17 protein-coding genes are annotated in these 23,282 nt (G+C 53.4%); 11 read left to right on the top strand and 6 right to left on the bottom strand.

Annotation, left to right across the window (positions count from 1 at the left end; all coding sequences use genetic code 11):
• Positions 1-57: 57 nt before the first annotated feature.
• Positions 58-1,110, bottom strand: a complete 1,053-nt coding sequence (locus DKK74_RS08110; RefSeq protein ID WP_045924975.1) for a LacI family DNA-binding transcriptional regulator — start codon at positions 1,108-1,110, stop codon at positions 58-60.
• Between the two features lie 243 nt (positions 1,111-1,353).
• Between DKK74_RS08110 and DKK74_RS08105 the strand changes: the two genes are divergently transcribed.
• The 3 genes from DKK74_RS08105 to DKK74_RS08095 all read left to right on the top strand — a co-directional run bounded on the left by DKK74_RS08105 (position 1,354) and on the right by DKK74_RS08095 (position 6,861).
• Entirely contained in the window at positions 1,354-2,652 is a 1,299-nt protein-coding gene (locus tag DKK74_RS08105; RefSeq protein ID WP_045924974.1) for an MFS transporter, read from the top strand.
• Between the two features lie 32 nt (positions 2,653-2,684).
• Positions 2,685-5,351: an alpha-L-rhamnosidase gene (locus DKK74_RS08100; protein WP_045924973.1), complete on the top strand. Its 2,667-nt coding sequence runs from the start codon at positions 2,685-2,687 to the stop codon at positions 5,349-5,351.
• Between the two features lie 184 nt (positions 5,352-5,535).
• On the top strand, positions 5,536-6,861 hold the full coding sequence (locus DKK74_RS08095) for an MFS transporter (protein ID WP_045924972.1): 1,326 nt from the start codon (positions 5,536-5,538) through the stop codon (positions 6,859-6,861).
• Positions 6,862-7,807: 946 nt separating this feature from the next.
• Here DKK74_RS08095 and DKK74_RS08085 read toward each other — a convergent pair.
• The 4 genes from DKK74_RS08085 to DKK74_RS08065 form a co-directional block, all read right to left on the bottom strand.
• Positions 7,808-8,104 carry an ATP-binding cassette domain-containing protein gene (locus DKK74_RS08085; protein ID WP_146210563.1) on the bottom strand — a complete coding sequence of 99 codons (297 nt, stop codon included), beginning with the start codon at positions 8,102-8,104 and terminating at the stop codon, positions 7,808-7,810.
• A gap of 397 nt (positions 8,105-8,501) precedes the next feature.
• Positions 8,502-8,795 carry an ABC transporter transmembrane domain-containing protein gene (locus DKK74_RS08080; RefSeq protein WP_045924970.1) on the bottom strand — a complete coding sequence of 98 codons (294 nt, stop codon included), beginning with the start codon at positions 8,793-8,795 and terminating at the stop codon, positions 8,502-8,504.
• A 433-nt stretch (positions 8,796-9,228) separates the two neighbouring features.
• Positions 9,229-10,659, bottom strand: coding sequence for an ABC transporter permease (locus DKK74_RS08070; RefSeq protein WP_110413564.1), 1,431 nt, complete (start codon positions 10,657-10,659; stop codon positions 9,229-9,231).
• On the bottom strand, positions 10,656-11,321 hold the full coding sequence (locus DKK74_RS08065) for an ABC transporter ATP-binding protein (protein WP_229281577.1): 666 nt from the start codon (positions 11,319-11,321) through the stop codon (positions 10,656-10,658). Before DKK74_RS08065 ends, DKK74_RS08070 begins: the two co-directional genes overlap by 4 nt.
• Before the next feature lie 111 nt (positions 11,322-11,432).
• On the opposite strand from DKK74_RS08065, the gene DKK74_RS08695 reads away from it, so the two are divergent.
• Both DKK74_RS08695 and DKK74_RS08055 read left to right on the top strand, forming a co-directional pair.
• The gene (locus tag DKK74_RS08695; RefSeq protein WP_146210561.1) at positions 11,433-11,819 is read left to right on the top strand and encodes a hypothetical protein; all 387 of its coding nucleotides are present in this window, start codon (positions 11,433-11,435) and stop codon (positions 11,817-11,819) included.
• Between the two features lie 454 nt (positions 11,820-12,273).
• Entirely contained in the window at positions 12,274-15,312 is a 3,039-nt protein-coding gene (locus DKK74_RS08055) for a cation-translocating P-type ATPase (RefSeq protein ID WP_375537565.1), read from the top strand.
• Positions 15,313-15,440: 128 nt separating this feature from the next.
• On the opposite strand, the gene DKK74_RS08050 is transcribed toward DKK74_RS08055, so the two are convergent.
• Entirely contained in the window at positions 15,441-16,805 is a 1,365-nt protein-coding gene (locus tag DKK74_RS08050; protein WP_110413562.1) for a NosD domain-containing protein, read from the bottom strand.
• 673 nt (positions 16,806-17,478) lie between these two features.
• Between DKK74_RS08050 and DKK74_RS08045 the strand changes: the two genes are divergently transcribed.
• From DKK74_RS08045 to DKK74_RS08965, 6 genes are all read left to right on the top strand, one after another.
• Positions 17,479-18,768, top strand: a complete 1,290-nt coding sequence (locus DKK74_RS08045) for an ABC transporter substrate-binding protein (protein ID WP_110413561.1) — start codon at positions 17,479-17,481, stop codon at positions 18,766-18,768.
• Between the two features lie 110 nt (positions 18,769-18,878).
• Positions 18,879-19,934 carry a carbohydrate ABC transporter permease gene (locus DKK74_RS08040; protein WP_258334499.1) on the top strand — a complete coding sequence of 352 codons (1,056 nt, stop codon included), beginning with the start codon at positions 18,879-18,881 and terminating at the stop codon, positions 19,932-19,934.
• Positions 19,931-20,788 carry a carbohydrate ABC transporter permease gene (locus tag DKK74_RS08035; protein ID WP_258334498.1) on the top strand — a complete coding sequence of 286 codons (858 nt, stop codon included), beginning with the start codon at positions 19,931-19,933 and terminating at the stop codon, positions 20,786-20,788. The genes DKK74_RS08040 and DKK74_RS08035 overlap by 4 nt, the downstream gene beginning before the upstream one ends.
• Positions 20,789-20,949: 161 nt before the next feature.
• Complete coding sequence (locus DKK74_RS08030; protein ID WP_110413559.1) at positions 20,950-21,984, top strand: LacI family DNA-binding transcriptional regulator; 1,035 nt, start codon at positions 20,950-20,952, stop codon at positions 21,982-21,984.
• A 700-nt stretch (positions 21,985-22,684) separates the two neighbouring features.
• The gene (locus tag DKK74_RS08025) at positions 22,685-22,966 is read left to right on the top strand and encodes a type II toxin-antitoxin system RelB/DinJ family antitoxin (RefSeq protein ID WP_181414986.1); all 282 of its coding nucleotides are present in this window, start codon (positions 22,685-22,687) and stop codon (positions 22,964-22,966) included.
• The gene (locus tag DKK74_RS08965) at positions 22,963-23,268 is read left to right on the top strand and encodes a type II toxin-antitoxin system RelE/ParE family toxin (RefSeq protein ID WP_110413557.1); all 306 of its coding nucleotides are present in this window, start codon (positions 22,963-22,965) and stop codon (positions 23,266-23,268) included. The genes DKK74_RS08025 and DKK74_RS08965 overlap by 4 nt, the downstream gene beginning before the upstream one ends.
• Positions 23,269-23,282 lie beyond the last annotated feature (14 nt).

The following is a 23,282-nucleotide window of genomic DNA, read 5'->3' as shown; positions in this document are numbered from 1 at the left end:
TGCCGGGCGGCCATGATGAAGCAGGGTCATAACATGGTGAATGTCTTTTTCTCGAGATTATGCCGCCCGGCTTGAATCCCGCTCCACCAGAATCGGTTCAATCAATACAGAGCCGTGTACATGCCGGGAGTTGCTGAACTCGTCCATCAATAGGGCTGCGGCCTTGCGGCCCATGTCGACGCCGGGCGCAGCGACGACTGACAAGGGGACCTTGGGATAGTTGCCCGTGCGGGCACCTTCGGTGCCGATGATTTTGATGTCGTCGGGTACGCGATATCTGTGCTTCTCCTGCAGGGCATTGATGATTCCCACCCCGAGCACATCGGTGCCGGCAATGATGCCGTCAGGGACTGTCGTAGGCGGGAGCTGGCTGATCTCGCAGCCGACCTCATAGCCGTCTTCTATCATGATTCCGTGTGAGTCGATGATTGACAACTTGGCCTGGGACTGCTCTCGCATGGCCCGCTGAACCCCCGTATAGCGGTCGTATATGGACTGATAGTCGAAGGAGTGGGATACGAAGGCGATGTGTTGGCATCCAGCTTCCAGCAAATGCCTGGTCGCCATCTGCCCTACGGCGAGGTTGTTCTCCAGGACGCTGCAGTTTTTGGTTTTGCTGCTGGGCTCCACATGATCGACCAGCACTACGGGCAGCTTGACCGAGGCCGCCCACTCCAAGTCAGCGGTGCAGTCCACTACGCTGCAGAGAATAACCCCCTTGACGCCCAGTGAGTAGAAGAGCTTGAGCAGGCTGGTCTGGCGTTTCGAATCGGAATAAGCATTGGTGCCTATCAGCTGCATGTCCTTGTCTTCGCAGATTTCCTGAGCCCCTTCGAATACGGAGGTGAACAGGGAATGCTCGATATCGGTCATGATGATGCCGATGGTGGACTGTCCGGTCAGGGCCGCGGCTCCACGAGCTGGGCGGGGCACATAGCCGAGTTCGTCTATTGCTGCGCTGATGCGTTCTTTCAGAGTCTGCGAGACGCGGTCGGGATAGTTCAGATAATTAGAGACAGTGCCCAGCGAGACTCCGGCTTTCTGGGCGATGTCTGCAACGCCCACCTTGCCTCTGCCTGACGGGACGGCTGCGTCTTGTGCGGACGACATTGTGTCGGATTCCTTCCTGCTGACCATGATTATCGCGTAAAACCAGCCTAACGCTTAGCTTCCGGCAGTACCGAGTCTTGTTTGGAAACAAGGATTGAAATTTTCAAAAAGTGAGTTAGTATTAATCCATGACAAGGCAGTCTCTCGCCTTATATATGGAATGAAAAATAAAAAATGACCGGTGTCGGGCTTCGATATGCAAGGTCGCGCCCGGCGCTCGCCTCAATGACAGAGGAGAAAAATATGGCAGACAGCACTTCTAATGCGGACAAGGGGCTGGGAGGCTATGGCTCCCTGGCTGTTGCCGCCGGCATCGGGTCCATGCTGGGATCAGGCATCATTGTGGGCCTCTCATCGACCATCACGGTCTGGCAGCAGGGTTTCGGGCTGAGCAATGGCCAGGTGGGGGTCCTGTCGGGTGCCTTGACCTTCGCCATCGCCTTCGGGTCCCTTTTCGGAGGTCGCATCGCTGACGCTGTGGGCAGGGTCCGCTTTTTCAACTGGATCAATCTGCTCTATGCGGTGGGGGCCGCCATCGTCGTATTCTCCGGCTCCTATGCCATGCTTCTGGTCGGAGTGGTCATTGCAGGCGTGGCCTCAGGCGCGGATCTGCCGGTGTCGATGACCGTCGTCTCTCATGATGCTCCCAATGATTCGCTGGCGGCTCGCCTGGTATCCACCACTCAGGTCTACTGGCAGGTCGGCGTGTTCATCTCCTTCATCTGCGCTTTTCTGGTTTCCAGAATGCAAGGGGCGGCAGGAGGCCGTGTGGTCTTCGTGATTCTAGCTGTTTTTGCCGTGATCGCCTGGCTCTGGCGCACATGCTCGCCCACCTTCCGTGCCTTCCACGAGGCCGCTGATCGCCGCGACGCAGCCGAGCCCGGGGTTGAGACCGGGGCAAAGGTCTCGGTGATCAAGGTGATGATGGGCGCGAACAAAAAGATGTATCTGAGTTTCTTTGCTGCCATCCTGATCTTCTATGTGGGATGGAATCTGCTGGCCAACACCTGGGGTCAGTTCCAGACTTTCATGCTGGTCAATGCCCATGCCTCCCAGACCCTGGCCACCGGTATGGGCATCATCCTCAACTTCGTGACTCTGATCCTCAACATCGTCTTCGCTTCGATCGCCGGGGGTAAATACCGCAACAAGGCCTTCGTAGCAGGCATCATCATCACCTTCATCGCCATGGTCGCTCTTTCCCTTGGCGGCACCAACCTGTGGGTAATCGTCGGCGCCACCGCCTTCATGAATCTGGGCAGCCCTCTGGCCGGTGAAGCCCTCTACAAGGTCTGGACTCAGGAATCCTTCCCCATCGAGATACGTGCCTCCATCCAGGGTTTCATCAACGGCTTCTCCCGTCTGTGCTGCGGCCTGTTCGCCCTGGTTACACCTGCCCTGGTCGTGCCTTCTGCCATTCGAACCACCATGTGGGGCTTCGCAGGGGTGGTGATCATCGAGGCCATCGCCGGAACCATCATGATCAGGCTCCAGGCACGGTATGGCACAGATGAGGAACGCAGGGAACGGTCCCAGCGGTAATGCACAGATACAAGACAAGGAGGTCAAATTATATGAATACGGATCAGACAATCGCCATCAGTGCCCCTGAGGTGGAGCATTACCACGGTGACGTACTGGGGATCGGCAGCCACAAGCCGAGGCTTTCCTGGACATACTCGGAACAGCCGCCCCAAGGGACACAGGTAGCGATCAACCTAACCAGGAGGATGCCGGGCAGTGATCCTGTACAGCAGGAAGCCGAAGTCGACGCAGGCGACAATATGTTTCTGGATTGGCCTTTTGAGCCCCTGCGTTCGCGGGAACGGGCGCTTGTGACACTTGCCATGCTCAATGCTGACGGAGCGCCTCTTGGAGCGCCATCGCCGGAGCGCCACTTTGATGTCGGGTTGGATGTGACGGACCGCATCGCCGACTTCGTCGGTCCCTCCTGGCCAGAGGCCGAAACGGACCATCGTCATCTGCCCTTGGTGCGTGCGGAGTTCGAGCTGCCTGCAGCGCCTAGGTCCGCCAGGCTTTATCTGTCTGCTCTGGGCCTGGTCCAGGCTGAAATCAACGGCGCTCGGGTCGGATCAGACGAGCTTACGCCTGGCTGGACTGTTTATGGCCGCCGTCTGGAGTGCTGGACCTACGATGTGACAGAGCAGTTGTCGCAGGGTGCTAATGCCATGGGCTTCTGGCTGGGCGACGGCTGGTATCGTGGCCGATTGGGGTTCGACGGCGGCATGGCTAACTTCTATGGCGACAGGATAGGCATGTTCGCCCAGCTGGAGGTGGAGGGCGAGGACGGCTCGATCACTCACATCTACTCCAACTCCTGGGACCGCACCTGGAAAACCACTCTGGGGCCGATCGTGTGCTCGGACCTGTATGAGGGGGAGACCTACGATGCCAGGTTGGAGGAGCCTGGCTGGTCAAGTCCGGGTTTCGACGACTCGGCATGGCGGCCAGTGGCTGAGGTTTCCTATGATCCGGCGAAGATTGAGAATCCACAGCTCCAGGCCGTACGCATGCAAGGGCGGAACCAGCCGGTGTCCATTACCCGTACCGGAGGCTCGGGGAAGTCCTCCTCCTGGCTGATCGACTTCGGTCAGAACTGCAGTCAGCGGATGCGCCTGCACATGCATGGGTTGGCAGAGGGGGCTCGGATCTCCATCCGCCATGCCGAGGTGCTGGAGAAGGACGGCACCCTGGCTACACGGACCCTGCGCCGGGGGCAGGAGCATGACCAGTACATCTCGAATGGTCAGGATGCTTGGTGGGAGCCACGCTTCGCCATGCATGCCTTCCGCTATGCCAGCATTGAGGGCTGGCCCGGAGAACTGACCGCCGAGGACATCGACTGCCGGGTCTACCACTCCACCATGGAGCGGACCGGCTGGTTCGACAGCTCAAATCCGCTTCTGAACAAGCTCCACGACAACGTCCTGTGGTCCATGCGTTCCAATTTCCTCTCCATTCCCACGGACTGCCCTCAGCGGGACGAGCGCATGGGCTGGACCGGAGATATCGATCTTTTCGCGCCGACGGCCGCTTACCTGTACGATGTGCAGGCTTTCCTCTCCTCTTGGTTGAAGGATGTGCGCATTGAGCAGGAGGCTCATGGAACCATACCGTTCTTCGTACCCTTTGTACCGCTGGGCGTCTGGGCCAAGCCGTCAGCCATTGCTATCTGGGGAGATGCGGCCGTAGCGGTCCCTTGGACCCTCTATATGGAGGGCGGTGATCGGCATATTCTGGATGAATCCTGGGATCTGGTGCGGGGATGGATAGACGAAGTGCGCGCTTACCTATCGCCGGACGGAGTCTGGGATCGTCGGCCGGACTATGTGCTGGGTCAGCTTGGAGACTGGCTGGATCCCACCGCTCCGCCGGATGATCCTGCTCAGGCTATGACACAGAAGGAGCTGGTGGCCACTGCCTACTTCGCCCGTTCGGTTGACTATGCCTCCCGCATTGCCCAGGCTCTGGGGAAGCCGACAGAGGCAGCCGACTACCGCTCCTTGCATGAGCGGATGGTCACCGGCTATCGGAACCGGTTTGTGGTCGGCGATGGCCCAGACATGCGCATGACCTCCGATACTCAGTGCGCCTATGCGATTTCGATTGCTTTCGGGTTGTTCGATGCCGAGCCTGGACTCAAGCAGGCTGCCGGCCAACGGCTGGCGGAACTGGTGCGCGAATCAGGCGGCAAGGTCTCCACTGGTTTCGCCGGCACTCCATTCGTCCTGCCAGCTTTGAGCGAGACCGGGCATGATGCCGAGGCATACTCCCTGCTGCTGTCGACCGAGTGCCCCTCCTGGCTCTACCAAGTGAAGATGGGAGCAACGACCACTTGGGAGCGCTGGGATTCCATGCAGCCCGACGGATCCATCAACCCGGGCGGCATGACCTCCTTCAACCACTATGCCCTGGGGTCTGTGGCCGAGTGGATGCACGAGCGAATCGGCGGTTTAAGAGCTCTCGAACCAGGGTGGAGCCTTTTCGAGGTCGATCCTCGAATCGGTGGCGGGTTGACGAAAGCCTCGACACGCCATCTGACGCCACATGGCATGGCTGAATCGTCCTGGCGGCTCGAAGAAGATGGCCGGGTCAGGCTTCGTCTGGTCGTCCCTGCCGGTTCCGTGGCGCGGGTGCTGATTGGTTCCCCTGCAGCCCCTGGCAAACGATCCAGCAAGGATTACCCTGCAGGAACCTACGATCTGGTGGTTGAACGCTGACTGCTGCTGGGCCGACCAGGTCCTGACTGTTTGGAACTGGTCGGCCCAGAAAGCTATGCATGACGCATTCTGTCGTGGCTGATCCTCGTAGAAGCGGAGCAACAACACAGCTGTACGTCTGCGGAAGAGCAAAGAAGCTCGGATGGAGCATGGTGCTCCCCTGTAAAGGATTGGAGTATGTGAAATGGTTGATACGGTTGAGCAGGTTCAGAAGGCGACATCGTCGTCGGATGCATTGGCGCCGGATACGGGTCGTCCTCTGACACGAGCAGAGAAAATCCGCTTCGGCGTAGGCTTCTGCCTGTTTTCAGTACTGTGGATGACCGCCGGCACCTCCGGCTCCCAGGTCCTCCTGCCGCAGCGGTTCACGGATCTTGGCATCGGCGTTCCCGAGGCCATACTGGGCACGATGAATTCAGTCGGATGCGTATTCGCTTTGGTGTCCAATGTGATATTCGGCGCCCTGTCTGATATGTCGCACTCGCGGCTGGGCAAGCGCACACCCTGGGTTGTGGCCGGCGGAATTGTCACTGCGCTGGGCTATCTCTACACGGCACAGGCAGTGACTATTCCTACCATCGTGGCCGGCTGGTGCCTGGTGCAGGTGGGCGTCAACATGATGATTGCGCCGGCTGTTGCGGTGCTCTCGGACCGGATACCCGAGTCCACTCGCGGCACTTTCTCTGCCTTCTATGGAGGCGGTAGCATCGTAGGGCAGTCCCTAGGCACCCTGATAGGAGCCCGATTCATTGGTCACATGCAGGTGGGCTTCATCCTCGGTATCTGCCTGTTTGCGGTCACCGGCATTCTCACCGTCATCATTTGGCCGCGTGAGCATTCCGCTGTTGAAAGTGCCGCAGCAACGGCTGCGCGTAATGGAAAGGGTAACCAGAAGCAAGGGCTTTGGCACCGGCTGCGGGTCTCCTTCACTCCGCCGACCAAGGGGAGTCGTGACTTCTACCTGGCTCTCGGTGGCAGGCTCTTTATGATGATAGGTTCGTCGATGGTCGCTACTTATCAGCTTTACATTCTGCAAAAGTATTGCGGGCTTTCAGTGGCGGAGTCGGCCAGTACAATTTCTACGATGTCCGTCATTTCGATGGTGGTCACTTTCCTTGCTTCGATAATCTCTGGTCCCATATCGGACAAGCTTCGCCGTCGCAAGGCCATCGTGGCGGTCAGCTCCTGCATCCTGGCCCTGGGCATTGCACTTCCGTGGGTGTTCCCGACGGCAGTGGGCATGATGTGCTACGCGGGCATCGCTGGCTTGGGCAATGGCATCTATACCTCGGTGGACCAGGCCCTGAATGTTGATGTGCTGCCGAACAAGAACGAAGCTGGTAAGGATCTGGGCATCCTGAACCTGGCCAATACCCTAGGACAGGTCATCGCCCCAGTACTGGTCTCGGTCCTGGTGATCCGTGCCGGGTATGTGTTCATCTTCCCCGTGGCCATCGTCATGGTGCTGATCGGCGCGGCGGTCATCATGCTGATCCGCTCGGTCAAGTAGGGTCGTCTGTCTTCGGGCGTATCGGCATGGAAAGTCGGCTGATACGCCCTGAAGCAAAGAACTTGACGAGCATAGCCTGATTTATGTATATTCTTGGTTCAACTTGGTAAACATCCACGCAGCGTTTTGGTTTGGCCGCCTCTGATTTCTTTCAACAGGCCCTCGAAGCGTTGACTACTCCGTCTCGTTTAGGCTATTAACCAGCGGTCTGATGCCCGGTCCGGCTCCTTAAGCCCGTAGGCGATCAACATCGTCGTGATCATATAGTCATCAAAAAACAGATAGCTGATTGACTGTGCGGAACAGCGAGGGTCATGTCTTGACAATGAGCAATTCCAAGATTTATTCCTGCGTGCCCTGTGTAAGGTTCACGTGCTGTACTCCCAGCTAAACTTTACTGCTAGATATCCCGTGGTCAGTCTAGTAATGACTGCATATCATGCTGGAAACCAAGCAGCCAATAAATGTCATTAAAGATATCTTTAGAGGGCAAGACGATAGTTTGAATCGTCTGTTCCTTTGTTGAGGTGAGAACCTTGCTGCCGGTGGATCGTATTTTCCGCGCATATTTATATATAGCCAAATTATTCACATTGGTATCAAGTTTATTAACAGCAATACATATAGGAGAGTAGAATTGGCAGACAATATTTTCCAAAGGAAACCATTGATAGTTCTATTGGCCAAAACCATGATTCTATTTGACGAAGCGATTGATTGTATTCTCTGTGCCGCCATGACTATTGTCTGCTCCGGGGAATTGGCATGAATGACTTGTGCGACGAGCTCCTCGTTTTTAGCGTCTAAATGGTATGTTGTTTCGTCAAGCAGCATGATCGGCCGCCTTATGGACAACAGCCTTGCCAGGGCCAAGCGATAGCGTTCACCGCTACTCAGCAATACACCGCGTTGCCTGCTGGGGTATCCAATCCATCGAAGGTGTCTCTCACTTTGGCGTGAGGTTCACCTTATTTAAGGCATTCCAGCAGCCTTCATCGGATACGCCGTTCTTGTTCATCGCCAGATTCGTTCTGGAAGAACCGGAATATATGGGGGCATCGTGTTCTATATAGCCGATCAGAGAACGTACATAAGAGGAGCTGAGAGTTGAAAGATCAATACCATTAAAGAGAACATGGCCATGATTTGGCTTATAGAATACCCTTATAAGGGCCAGCATGGTTGATTTGCCCGCTTCGGATGGTCCGACTATCGCGTAGACGACACCGCCTTTCATATGCACGCCCGCTTCATTCAATTGGAGCCCGCCACGATTGTTCCGTGCGTCATCATACGGAATATCAGCATGGTCAAGATCGATGTCAATCTGATCGGAGTTGGTGACCTTCCTTTGGACCCTACTGGATACTGCTCATGCTGATGTCGCATCTTCGGTCGGCATTCTCATTATCGCTTGAATGCTGGAGTTCGCGCCCAACGCTCTGAACAGTCTGCTATATGTCGAAGAAAGTGTCGCCATAGGCGTGGGCATCATTTCTAGGTACATAGAGAAGTTACCAGTTGCTGAACAGTCATCACTCCTTTGGCCACTTGGAAAGCGCCGATTCCCGATACAACCATCAGGCACAACTGCATTAAGGCCATTCCTGATGGCCATATCAGTGACTGCTTCTTTGAAATTAGACGACCGGATGTGCACGCTTGCCTGGCTTCTCGCCGATTTTATTGGTCTCACGCTCCGTGGCGTTGAAGGCCCTGATCCTTTTCAAACTCATCAAAGCATCAGTGGCTGCAGACGTCATATCTCCTATGGCCGTTTGAGCCCCTCTGGAGCAGTCTCGTAATTTTCCGGATAAGACTACCAGTAAACCGACAGTAACAAGACAGGTCGAAAGAGAGATAACGAACATGACGGGACTGATTATGACCATTCCCACACACGCGCCTATGAACACCAGTAAAGTGCCAAACACTTCTGGCAATTATCGGTCAGCAATCGCTTCAGTTCATTTGTATCAGATGAAATAATAGAAATTACGTTGCCTGTATGCGACTGGTCCAGATCTTTGAACGGCAAATGCAGAATATGCATTACTAGAGACCGTCTCATATCGTTCAACAGCAGGTAAGCGTCAAAAGAAGTGATTGCTGCGCCGGACAGAAACACTCCTGCCAACGCTATTAGAGGGGCACTGCGGATCGCATGTTATGCTGCACGCGTCCAAGAATGACATTGACAAGCTGTGGCTGAGCCAGATTTAAGAGGGCGCTCGCTATACTTAGCAGACTAACCGTGAATAAAACACCCTTATGGATTTCAAAAGGCGGGGCACGTCTATCAAAGATGCGGTTTTCTCATTACTATTCCGCTTGTGTGGCGACATTTTCGTCCTTTGTTGGGGGTGGTTACTCACCGACTGCACGTGATATGACCCTCACAGAATCCTCGGAACGCGCGCACAGCGCCTGCACGCCTGTGACGAGGGCGCCTACGACAATAGCGAGGAGTGCGATGACCGCCCAATATCCCCATTGAACGCTTATCTTTGCGCTTCCCAGATATCGTTGCAGCATGAAGGCGGTGCCGCAGGTGCTGAGCAGTGTGATGACGAAGGCGAGCAGCACCGAGGTGACCATCGAAATGAGACCATCGAGGGCTCCCAAAATGCGCAACTGTCCGGTACTGGCACCGGATACGTATGTCAGCGCCAGATCCAGGCGTCGCCCTCGTGCGGTGATCATCAGTCCGGAGATTGCGCCCACCAAAGCGATGATGAGCGCAGGGCCGAGCATGGCCATCAGGTTCGTCAGCATGTGTGGGTTCACGTTCATGGAATGGCCGTTACTGGCGAAATTCTTGAGGCTGTCGGTCAGCGTATGCAACACACCAGAGAAAGTCATGAGCAACGACAAGCCGGCCGTCATGGGAATGATGGTCGCGTTCTGTCGTTGGATCCTCCCAACGGCCTGCTGCCTAGCGAGTTTCCAGGTGCTGAATGGCAGGGGGAGAAGATGCGTCCATCCTTTGGTGAACCAGTGCATGACATAGGGAGCCAGAACAGCCAATGCGAAGATCAGGAGGAACATGCCTCCCATGGAGAACCCAATGAATCCTGTCACTCTGGACTCTATGGGATTCCTGCCGGAAATGTGCGTGGCGAGCTCGCCAGAGTCTATCTTGCGTGTAGCTGTCCCCGGGATGATGAGCGCGCATATCGCTCCCACGAGCAACGATGCGCCTAGCAGAACACGGAATGCGTTCACTTGTCTCGGCGGGGTTTGTGACTGCCGAAGCGCCTCTATCGGCCTGATCTTGGATAGTGTGCGCACGGTCAGCACTGTGCCTGCAAGGACGGCGACTCCGGCAATGGCCAACCCAGTGCCGATGGATGCCAGCAGCTGGGTTGCTTGATACGTCAGTTTCAGCTCGAATGCTCTGGCCAGGAGGTCGAACAGATATGGTGCTGCCAGCGGCGTCAGGAGGGATGACGCTACTGCTGCCAAGATGAATAGGACGATGATGATAGCCAGATTCCCGAAGAGCAGCTGCCAGGGCGTGGCGCCTTGAAGGACCAGCAATGCTAGTTGGTGCCTGCGCTGGTTCAGAGCGGCGGTCACGACCCACAGCATCACGAACACGGCTATGACCACGCTGAACAGCATTGCTGGGCCGGAAAGGTTGGCGCCTAACCCGGCATCCGGTCCGTGGTAAGCGGCATCAATAGCCCTGCGCGCGGCGACGATAGTGCACACAGCGGTCTGGGAAACGATTAGTGACAGCCATACGCCGGCCCATACGGCCGGGGCTGCTTTCAGATCAGAGAGTGCGCCCCTCATATGCGGGCCCCGCTCTCCGTATCAGCGTTCAGCACGTGGCCATCACGGACCTCAACGATCTGGTCGCACTGTCCGGCTACCTCTCCACTGTGGGTCACTATTACTACGGTCCTGCCCGCATCCATAGCCAGGCTTTTGAACACCTGCATGACCTTGGCGCCAGATTCCTGATCCAAGGCTCCAGTCGGCTCGTCGGCGAAAATGATATCTGCATCGGAGAGCAGCACTCGTGCAAGCGCGACACGTTGCTGCTCTCCGCCTGAGAGCATCGTCACGCTCCTTTTTTTCTCGTTTGCCAATCCGAAGTACCGCAACATCTCATCCGCTTTTTGCTTGGGGAGTCGACGGCCGCGCAGGGTGAATGGCAGCGCGAGGTTCTCCTCCACCGTCATGCTCGTGATCAGGTTGTAGGATTGAAACACGAATCCCAGATGTCGACGCCGAAACCGAGTGAGCGCGGACGCTCGCATATGTGTGATGTCATGCCCTAGAAGGGAGATGCTTCCGGATGTCGCACGTTCCAACCCCGAAAGGCAGTACAGCAAGGTGGACTTTCCGCTGCCTGAGGGGCCGACAATCCCCGTGATTCTTCCGGGCTCAGCATGGAAGTCGACATGGTCGAGGATGGTGATCGAATCATCCTTCCTCGGAGTCACCGTCATTGTCAATCCATTTGAACTCACTGAAGCACCACTCATCACCGTTCTCCCATCATCGCCGTTCTCGCGACTTATAAATCTTCATCAGAATATTGCTATGGATGCCATACAAGGATGGCGCCCATAGACTTACATGACTGTTGTCCCTGCCGTCATCAGGGCAAAAATGACAGCCCATGCCATTTTGATGAATGCGTCATCGCAGTGGCATATTTTTGTGGATTAGCTGCAGGTTCATCAACTCCAGATATTATCATGCCCACCGCCGTGGCATGCAAATATGCTGACGCCGCTATGATGAGCGGCTTCATCATTCATGGCGATATTACTATTCTGCAGATCGATAATGTTGTGCATTTTGTCCGTCTCTCTCCTCTCTTTCTCGTGTTTAGTGCTATTTCCAATGGTGTCTCCACTGAAAGGATCGTTAGGGCAGACGGCTGGCAAGAACTACCATGGTTGGCCTATAAGACTATTTACTGCTCAGATAACGCCAGCTGAGCCTGTCGAATAATCACAAGAGGGTCTTAAATAGGATTCTCAGGGCAGATAAGGGTTTTTATGCCAGATGAGCCCAAATTCATTAAAGCTTTTCTAATGAAGATCTAGTATTTTTTTTGGGGGGGGGGATTCGGCAACTAGGGCGCTGCCAAGTTAAGTGCAGCAAAGATACCGTCTCTGTCATGAGACAGGCCTGAGAATGCATACTGAAGCAAAGGCCTTGACGACTTCGGCCGTGTTTATGTATATTATTGGTTCAACTTGGCAAGCATCCACGCAGCGTTTTGGTCTGGCCGCCTCTGATTTCTTCCAACGGGCCTCTGAAGCGTTGACTACTCCGTGGCATAAGCAGGAGAGTGGCATGACTGGGTTGACCAGCGATCCCAAGCATGAGAAATCGACAGATACCGGCGTGATCCCGACTGCAGGGCAGGGCCATGAGCAGAGGCGCAGAGTGAATGGCCCCGTCCTCAAGGACCCTTCTATAGTAGGTGTCGATCAGGTTGCCCTTGCTCTGAATGTGGACCCCGACCGGGGCCTGGATGAGGCCGAGGCGGCGCGTCGGCTGGACAGGTTCGGTCCTAATGAGCTGGCTGGAGCGCCTCCCGTTCCTGCATGGAGGGAATTCCTTCAACAGTTCAAGGACCCCTTGGTCTATCTGCTTCTGGCAGCCACGGCCATTTCGTTGGTGCCCTGGGTGGTGGAACGCTCACATCCGGCATCAGGAGGCGGGGAGCCCCTGCCCTTTGATGCCATCGTCATCATGATCATCCTCATCCTTAATGCCGCCCTGGGGTACGCTCAGGAGGCTAAGGCCGAGCGGGCTGTGGATGCTCTGGCGAGCATGACGGCCCCGCACGCCTCGGTGCTGCGATGCGGCCGGGTGGTCAGCCTGGAGACCAGCAGGATCGTGCCTGGTGATGTAGTAGTCCTGGCTGAAGGCGATTCGGTCGGCGCCGACGGAAGACTGTTCCAGGCCGCGGGTCTGCGCGTGGCCGAGGCATCGCTGACCGGCGAGTCGCTGCCGGTGGGCAAGCGGCCCGGTCGGCTTGACCAGCCCAAGGCTCTGGGTGACAGAACCAACATGGTCTTCAACGGCACCGCAGTGACCCAGGGGAACGGGCGCATGATCGTCACCTCTACTGGTATGGACACCCAGGTCGGGAAGATCGCCGACATGCTGGCTGATACCCAGGAGGAACCCACGCCCCTACAGAAGGAGATGGCCCGCGTCTCCAAGCTCCTCGGACTGGCCGTCTGCTTGATTGCCGCCCTGGTTTTGGCTGCTTTGGCCCTGATGGAAGGCTTTCAGACAACCCAGGATCTGATTGATTCCCTGCTCATGGCCGTATCTCTGGCCGTAGCTGCTGTGCCGGAGGGGCTGACGGCCATCCTGACTGTGGTTCTCGCCCTGGGCGTGCAGCGCATGGCCAAGCATCATGCCATCGTCAAGAAGCTCAGCTCGGTGGAGACCCTGGGATCGGCATCAGTCATCTGCTCCGACAAGACAGGAACTCTTACACGCAATGAAATGACCGTTGAACGGGTGGTCGTCCCCTCGGGGCAGGTCAGGCTCACTGGCACCGGGTACGCTCCGGAGGGAACCATGCAGCCGTTCGAGGCCAGTGGGTCAGATGATCAACAACTGACAGATACCATTGGTTCATCTCTGGCTGAGGCAGTGGAAGAGACCCTGATGGTCGGGGCCATCGCCAACGACGGAGACCTGCATTGGCAGCCGGTCGAGGCCGAACCTGATTCCCAGGCCCAGTCTGGATCCGGGCAGGGTCACTGGCAGAGCGTCGGCGATCCCACGGAGGTTTCGCTGATTGTTGCCGCCCGTAAAGTCGGCGCTGATGCCAAGGCTGATAGCTACCGTCGTCTGGCCGAGATTCCTTTCACGTCCGAGCGCAAGCTCATGTCGGTTCTGGCTGCCCCGAATGATGACAACGAAAGGGAATCACGTCTCTTCTGCAAGGGCGCTCCCGACGTGCTGCTTGGCCGATGCGACCGGATTCTCGATGGCGGCCAGGTCAGACCTATGACCAGTGCCGATCGGGAAAGGATACTTGCTCAGGTCAGCAGTCTCTCGGCGGATGCCTACAGGACCTTGGGACAGGCTTTCCGGCCTGTATCCGACCAGGAGCTGTCGGCGCTGGCCGAAGCTGACGCGGGGGAGTGGCCGTCAAGCACGGTCGGGACGGATCAGACGGACCGGTTGCCTGAAAAGTCTCAGCATGCTCCTGCAATTCGCTTGTCTGCCGACAAGGTGATCCAGGAAAGCACCCGACTGGAGAGCAATCTGATCTGGACGGGCATGGTCGGCATTATTGACCCGCCCCGCACTGAGGTCCGCCATGCGGTGGATCAGGCTCACAAGGCCGGCATCAGAACGATCATGATCACCGGCGACCATCCGCTCACTGCGGCCAGAATCGCAGGGGACCTGGGCATCATCAAGCCCGGACAGCCGGCCTGCACTGGCGAGCAGCTGGATGCCATGGACTCGGACCAGCTTCGGGAGACCACCTCCAAGGTCTCCGTCTACGCCCGCGTGGCCCCCGAGCACAAGCTGAAGATCGTCGAATCGCTCCAGGACCAGGGCAAGGTCGTGGCCATGACCGGCGACGGCGTCAATGATGCCCCTGCTGTCAAGACCGCAGACATCGGCGTGGCCATGGGCATCACCGGGACCGAGGTCACCAAGGAATCGGCCAAGATGATCCTGGCGGACGACAATTTCGCCACCATCGTCCAGGCCGTGCGAGAGGGCCGGGGCATCTTCGACAACATTCGCAAGTTCCTGCGCTACCTGCTCAGCTCCAACATGGGCGAGGTCTTCACGGTCTTCGGCGGCGTGGTCTTCGCTGGTCTTCTGGGCATATCGCAGCCCGGCATGGCGGGCGTGACCGTGCCGCTGCTGGCCACCCAGCTGCTCTGGATCAACCTCCTGACCGACGCGGCGCCCGCGCTGGCCATGGGCGTGGATCCGCAGACCGACGATCTGATGGACCGCCCGCCCCGATCCGTCAATGACCGAGTGATTGACCGGGACATGTGGGTTGACATCATCTACATAGGCCTGGTCATGGCTGTGGTCACCCTGATTGGCATGGACATGCACCTGAGCGGCGGCCTCTTCACCGACAGATCCGTTCAGGCGATCGGTCACGAGGCGCAGATAAGGGAGGCGCGGACCATGGGCTTCACCATCCTGGTCTTCGCCCAGCTCTTCAACGCCCTGGCCTCCCGCTCCTCCCGCAAGTCGACCTTCCTGGGGCTCTTCAGCAACCTCTGGCTCTGGGGTGCCATAGGGATCTCGATTCTGCTCCAGCTCCTGGTGATCTATGTGCCCTTCCTGGGTGAGGCTTTCGGCACCGTTCCCCTCCAGCCTCAGGCCTGGCTGGAGTGCATCGCTTTGGCCTCCCTGGTCCTGGTAGCTTCGGAGCTGCGCAAACTGTTCAACTGGACAGTCAGACAACTGCCGGTTTGACCTCTCCTCGCCCCTCCCCCTTCCCTTAGGAAGGCAGATAATACGTTGGTATATCAAAAAACCGGAAAGTTGGTTGATTACCGTAAGTCACTTATTTCGTCACTTTATGAGCATGAATGATTCCGCGATCAGACAGGCTGCTCCGGCAATGGCCTGCATGCATTGCTGGTTTTGTCCATCCTGATCTGGGAACTGGTTCCAGTATCGAGAATCATGTTATGAGAAGAAGGAGGATCAACCTGCACCGCGAGGAAATTGATCGATCTGGCAGCTTCTCCAGAAAGCATCGCTGTGACCTGCGTTGAGAAACAAGAATCACTGCTGTCTTTTTCTTCCTCTTCTAAGGAATTTTCTGTTTCTGTAGTCGCTACAATATGGTTACTGGCAATGTAATTGCCGGAACCATTGATGAGATGAATGATGACTGGCGTAGTGCCAATGGGATTAATGCTGGTGCTATCCAAAATATCTGAAAAATGATTGGCAATCAGTGAATTGTTATTGCCATCAATACGCACAATGCCGTACAAATCGTTCAGTCCGTTGTCGTGGTCCTGCATCGGAGGCCACGGTTCATGTGCTCGATAGATATGATTTGCGGCTACCAGATTGTCCGAGGAATCGTCTCGCAAATCTATCATTCCGGGGTAGAAGGAATGTAATCTATTGCTGGTGATAGTTGAGCGTACAACGTTTTTGAAGTAGATGCTGCTGGCACCTCGTGGGAATATATTATTGCTGGAAATTAGCAGTCCACCGAAGTGCTCAGCGAAGATCGAATACCCTTTATAGCCTGCGCCGATAAGGTTGTCGGTTATTTTCGACGCTTGTCCCCAATCTCTTAGTTCAATGCAGTTTCCACATTCAGCGATGAAATTATCATGGATGCTTAAGGCATCGGCTTGCTTGATGATTATGCCATGTTCTAGGTAAACCAGCCCCATGCCATTTACCCGGAAAGAATCTTGAGCACATGCTACATAAATACCGGTTTTCCCATTGATATAGGTATTTTCAGGATTCTTCTCACTCGACCCGTCGTCTACAAAATGCAGACCATCGATGCAGAAATGGGAAAATTCGACCGAGCTAATTCGCGGACTTCCATCCCTTTTGATGAGAAAGGCTGCGGATGAGGTTTCATCATCCTTCCTCGGTTTGAGGTTCACCAGTATTCGGCTTCCTCCGGGCCATAGCTCATGTAATGACTGCTCGTTTGCCTGTGAAAGATTGAAACGAATACTCGACGATGTGAAACCGTGACCGGAGCCAACGATAGAGAGATAACTAATGTCAATAAGTACTTGTGTTTCCAGATGGTAATCCCCCGGGGGAATGAATATGGTGGCCCCAGGTTTCCCTCCTTCATCCAAGTCGATTTGGCTCTGATTCCGTTTGATGTCTTTGATCATGCTGTTGATCACTAGGCCTATATCCTTGTAGGGATCTCCGACTGGCCATTGCGTCACATCATAATAGGTACGACTGGTCATCTATGTCCTCCTTGAACGGTTGTTGTCTTGTAGCTACTGTGCTGCTGAACATTGCTGGGTACTGGGTCTATTCGCGGTGCGCTCTGGGATTCCATGCATCTGTGAATAGATACAACAGGATAATCATAAATGAATAATTGTCATATTTCAACCGATAAATATAGTATTTCATGGTTAAAAATGGCTTATTTACAGTGATTGGCAGAATGCTTGCTATTTATATATTAATCGGTTGACATATACTCTAAAAAAACATATATTGTTCTTGTCGGTGATGGCGCAGTGGTATCGCAAAGATGTCAGAACCCTGCGCAAATTCCCGATGACAAACAAAGGAGGTTTGGTCTTAACGGTTTCATTAAGCATTGGATGTTTTACGAATATTTGTCTGTAATCGTTCATGTTGTCAGTTCCTGACACAATGTGCGTTTGCGAATTGCATAGGCGTGAGAGCAAAGTGATGTTGCCTTGTTTTCTCAGATTTTTCATACAGAACAATGCGAATAAACATGCGGTAATGCAGTGAAGTCAATATGCCGAGCATACGAAGCTTCAAGGGTAGCAATGCGTGGAGATGATGTTATCGGTGTATCTGAACCCTCATCGGCCATGGATCGCGATTGATTGCTTTCGCCTGTGTTTACAAGCGGTGAGGTGGAAGAAAGGTTAAACAATGAAAAAGGCTATAAAAGAGGTATTGGCGGCTGTAACTACAGGTGTCCTGCTTATATCGGTGACTGCTTGCGGGGGGTCTGGGGGGTCTACAGGTAGTCCTAATGACAAGACTTTGAATCTATTGGTTGAGGGCGGAGGCCCGGCGGAAAAGGTAGCTCGTAGCAGTGCGGCTGAATTTGCGAAACAGACGGGTTACAAACTTAAGATAGATACTTCGCCTTATTCGGGTCTATATGACAAATTGAAGGCTGAAACTGATTCTGGCAAGGCCACTCATGATTTAGCTGTCATTGATGTTCTATGGTTTTCCGCTTTATCCAAAGGGTTGTCCTCTCTTGATGGGGTGCTTTCTCCAGCTGAAAAGAACGATCTGATGCCTCAACTTGCGCAAGGCGGTACGTTAAACGGGAAACTGCTTGGTATTCCTACTTGGACCAACTCGAAGATTCTGTTATATAGAAAGGATCTGTTCGAGAATGAGAGCAACCGGCAAGCGTTCAAGGCTCAGTATGGGTATGAATTACAAGTTCCCACCTCTTGGAAAGAGTATCGGGATGCGGCGAAATTCTTTACTAAGGATGGAAACTACGGGACTGCTGTTGTGGGGCAGACTGGCGCTGATTCGGTAACTGGTTGGCTGGAATTCGCCACTCAGGCAGGTGCCAAAAATCTTGTGCTAGGCAAAAATAATAAGCCTGATCTACAAAGTAAACCTTACTCGGATGCCCTGCAATATATGCAGAATCTGGTAAAGGATGGCTCTGTTCCTTCCGATTATCTATCGCTGGGAACCAGCGAAATATCGAATATGTTCAATCAAGGCAAACTTGCGATGCAACTTACATGGGGTCATTTCTATCTAGCTTCGGCCAAGGAATTGGGTGACAAGGTCGGTGCTGCGCCAATGATAGGCGGTTCGGCAGGTATCGGAGCCATACCTGGACCTTGGTATGAAGTGTTATTAAAAAATTCTAAGAAACAGGATATAGCCAAGAAATATTTGAAGTTCATGTATGGGAAGAATGAGGGTTACATGAAGGAATTGGGCGTAGCTGCCCGTAGGAGTGTTTTCAAAAAGTACGAGAATAATCCTCAATATGCTCATATCAAGGCGTTGGAGGCTACTCTAGCGGCCAAGCAAACCCAGAATCGCCCTGCTACCAGACTTTGGGCACAAATAGAAAGCGAGACTTTATCGCCAATGGTTCAGAAAGTGTTTAAAGGCGCTAATGCCAAGGAGGAGCTAAAGGCGGCGCAGCAATCGATTGAAAGCCTATTGATGGAATAGGTCGGCAATAGTGCGGGTGGGAAATGCGGCAGCGTTCCAGGTTAGCAGCTGTAGTGAGGAAAATTGAGTCTGCATTCCCACCCTGTTCTCTCTGAAAGTAGGAGAAAAAGATGAATCGTAAAACGGAGAGGCATCGCGAAAGTTCGGGGAAAATCTGGCTAAATCAGAGATTACCAGGGCATGAGGGTGAGAAAGATACGGTATCTGTAGGGATAATGAAAAGAGAGAATGCAATGCTTCTCAAAGGGCGGCGCTTTAGATTCAGCCCTCATAGCACCAGGAAGATGATCAGTTCAACATTTGATAATCGAACCCTGTTCAAGTTCTTTTTGCCTGCTGGGATTTTTATGTCGGTGTTCCTTCTTTTCCCTCTGCTCAAGCTACTATATGACAGTTTTTTTGACGTTGGTGACAACTATGAGGGTAGGGCATTCGTCGGTCTGAAGAATTATGCTAAGGCCTTGGCTTCTCGGCAGTTTCAAGCAGATTCTTTGCACACAGCAGTCTATGTAGTCGTTGCCGTTTCCTTCGAGACAATACTTGGCTTACTTTTGGCTGTAGTTTTGACAAATAAGTATAGGGGATTTAAAGCTATTCGTACTTTTATTCTGTCCCCGCTGATGATTGCACCTTTGGTAGCAGGCCTGGTATGGAAATTCATGCTGAGTGGACAGTTCGGTATTGTCAATGTTCTGTTAGTTAAGGGAGGACTGTTGCATTCCACTGATGGCATACTCTGGCTCTCGGATTCACGGTTTGCTCTTATCTCTTGCATCATCGCAGATGTATGGCTCACGACCCCTTTCATGATGTTGATGTTTCTGGCCGGAATTCAATCAATACCGGATAGTCTTTATGAATCCGCCGAGGTCGAGGGCGCCAGTAAGTGGCAGATCATAACGAAAATCATCATTCCAAATATCCGAGGTGTGTTGTTCAGTGCCCTTGTGATTCGTGTGATTGATGCAGCGAGAACATTCGACATCATCTGGGCCATGACTCAGGGAGGCCCTCAGGGCTCATCCGAAGTTTTGAGCGTGCATATATATAAGATGCTTCAACGTTATGGGGATGTTGGGTATGCCAGTGCTATGGCGGTCATATTTATTCTCGTGCTGGTCGGTATTACCTTGGCCACGCAGTTCAAGCAGAAGAGGAGCTCATGATGTTCCATGAGAAATTCGGTCGCAATAAGGACGACAGCATCTGGATCATACTCATGTATGTCTTGGCGATTATATTTTTGCTGGCTTTTATATTTCCCTATCTCTACATGCTGTTCTCTTCTTTCAAGCCCTCCCATGATGTCATCTCTGTTAATCCGACCTTCCTCCCTAAGGCTTGGTCCTTGGAAAACTATCGTAAGGTATTCGAGACCTCCGATATGGGGCTATATTTCGGTAATAGCTTTATAGCGGCTGCAGTCAGCACGCTGATCTGCTTATTGTTGGGTTCTTTGGCATCCTATGCAATATCTCGAACAGCTATGTCGCGGTTTAGCGGGATTCTACTAATTGTGGTGCTTTGTCTCAAAATGATTCCCATGTCCAGCATCGTCGTTCCGATCTATAGTCTGGTTCAGCAATTTGGCATGTATGATTACCTGCCGGTTCTCTGCGTTGTCTACGCTGGGGTTAATATGCCGTTTGTTCTATGGATGATGATCAGTTTCTTCAAAGATGTGCCGGTGGATCTTGACGAGGCAGCAGCGGTGGATGGAGCAGGGCCTTTTACGGCTTTTGTTAAGGTAATCCTTCCTGTAGTGACGCCGAGCCTTATCTCTACTGGAATATTTACTTTCCTCTTGGCTTGGAATGATTTTCTGGTTGCGCTGCTGTTGACTAGCAGTCAGGCCAAGACTGTGCCGGTCGCCCTTTCAGAATTTTTGACTTCCTACAATCTGGACTTAGGGCCCATGACTGGCGCCGCTGTACTCTTTTCTCTGCCCGTTATTGTGATCTCGTTTTTCCTGCAACGGTACCTGGTTTCCGGCATGTTGGCGGGTTCTGTCAAAGGATGATGAGCAATATATTCCCGACTGGTGCCGCTTCTCGGCATCAGTCGGGGTCTCTATTTCAGAGATTTGATAGTTTGCACATACACTAAAAGGTGAGTGAGGGAGAGTAAGTCAACGAATGAGTATCTACTCCCTGAATATAGCAATTATGAAGGGGGATAGGTATGGTCACTATAACAGATGTTGCTCGGGTAGCGGGAGTTTCCAAGAATACGGTATCCCGGTATCTCAACAGCCGAGGCTATATATCTCAGGGAACTCGAAATAAGATTCAAGAAGCAATAGACATGCTTCATTACCAGCCGAACCAAATCGCACGTAGCCTGTACACGAACAGAACAAATATTGTTGGCTTGGTGATACCTGATGTAGTGCAGCCATTTTTCGCTACTATGACATCGAGGATTGAGGATGAGCTTAATCAGAGGGGCTACAAAATGATTCTGTGTAATACTATGCATTCTTCTGATAAAGAGAGAAAATATCTTGACATGCTCACGGCTAATAAGGTCGACGGCATTATCATTGGCAGTCATTCCATCGATATCAATTATGCCGATATCAAAGCTCCGATAGTGGCTTTGGACCGGTTTCTTGCTGATGCCATACCGGTGGTGAGCGCGGATCATGTTCAAGGCGGCATGTTGGCTGCTAAAGCTTTTATTGACCGTGGATGTAGAAATGTGGCTCAGTTCATTGGATCTTCTAAAGTCCGAACTCCCTCGATTGAGCGGCATAAGGTTTTCGCAGAGCGGATGCATGAGGAGGGCATTTCCTGCGCTACCTATGAACTAGATTTGAACCAATTTGAGTTCTCTACATATTTGACGACCGCAAACGATTTTCTGGTGGACAATCCTACTGTCGATGGAGTCTTCGCCTCTGATCTGGTGGCCCTTGCCGTTCAGCGCAAAGCCCTAGAATCAGGTCGGCGCATTCCCGAAGACCTATTTGTTTTCGGTTATGACGGTTCTTTCGTCTACCAGATTGCGTATCCAATACTTCCTACGGTCATTCAACCTTATCGCCGGCTGGCTTCTACACTCGTAGATGTATTGCTCAAAGAAATCAACGGGGAAAAGTTAGACGAGCATCTTTATGTGCTTCCTGTGACGATCTCGGGGGCGAACGGAGAGGGTGCAGAGCCAAGCTCCGCTCACTCTTCCAAGGTGCGTCCTAGAATCTCCCTTCCTTTTTAGACCCAACGGCTTATCCTCTTTTCTCCTGGCGTGGTGAGTTCATGCGGGATTTGGAGTTGTTTGTATCCTCTCCTAACCTGTTTGTAGCTGTTCTCATATGACTTGAAATTTATGAAGTAAGTCCACTATGTCAGGAAGTGGCCGATATCTTCCCTATTCTAAATGTTAAATGTGACCCTGCGGCTTTCCAAACTGTGTAGCTCTTCTTCAGCGATGACTAGTTTGTTTTCTGACATAGGTACTCCTAATAAGGTAAAAGTGACTTTGCCTTATGACCTGGCTGCTTATTTCTTCTTGTTTGAAGGCATCCAGGAAAGGACCGGAATGGTGATAGGCCCAGAAGACCTCTGGCGCGGTGTATCCATGATCAATCAGCTGTGTGGGGGCCAAGGCTGTTATTGCTAAGGGGCGAGTGCAGCTGTGTTCGGCGTTATTCTCGTTCGGGCGACTTTGGTTGTAGCGGAAGACCTCTGGGTATCGCCTCCGTAGAGGTCCACTTCGTCGAAGATGGCTTGGAAGTATGAGTAATCGGAGTCGCCCAGCGCATCATGAAGCAATAGACATGTGTTATTGCTGTCAGCTATGCGCATTAATGCCTTACCATGCACTGCAATTTTGCATTAAAGTAAGATATCTGCTGTAATTTTGTACTTTTATGCAAAATTACAGACAACGAGGAAGGTGGGCTCCAATGGAGAAGATGTCTCAGGTTACGGTGCGTATATCCGATGCGGACAAGCAACAGGTGGATCATATCGTGAAGGAGCTTGGTCTGGATATGACTACGGTCACCAGAGCTTTTTACAAGCAGATCATTCGGGAGCAGCGGATCCCCTTGGACTTCAGCTTGGATCTACCTGCCGAAACCGAGGAGGCCTTGGAGGAATCGCGCCGTCTGGCCATGAGGGGGAAGACTAGGGGGTACGCCACAGGAAAGGACCTGGTGGATGGCGTGCTAGCAGCTGCTGGCGCGGATCGATGAGGCTTGCGCTGGTTCCCACTGGTGCTTTTACGAGAGACCTGAAGCGCATGGCTCGCAGGCACGTCCCGTTAGAGCCGGTCGAGGAGGTGCTAGATCTGATAGCGGAGAATTCTGAAGCGTCGCTCCAGGCATTGAAAGCGCATCATCTGATGTATATGCTGCAAGGTTATGCGGCTGTTTATGAGTGCCATGTGGGCAATGCTGGAGATCTGCTGCTGGTGTCGCATAGGGAGGGCGATGCTGCCTATATTTTACGACTAGGTTCCCACGATCAGGTGTTGGGTAGGCGCGGTAGATACTGAGATTCGGCAAATAG

Origin of the sequence: Bifidobacterium asteroides, assembly GCF_003202755.1 — a bacterium.
In the GTDB taxonomy this organism is placed as follows: domain Bacteria; phylum Actinomycetota; class Actinomycetes; order Actinomycetales; family Bifidobacteriaceae; genus Bombiscardovia; species Bombiscardovia asteroides_F.
The sequence above is the reverse complement of the archived record's forward strand: the minus strand, read 5'-3'. Positions and strand labels throughout refer to the sequence as shown.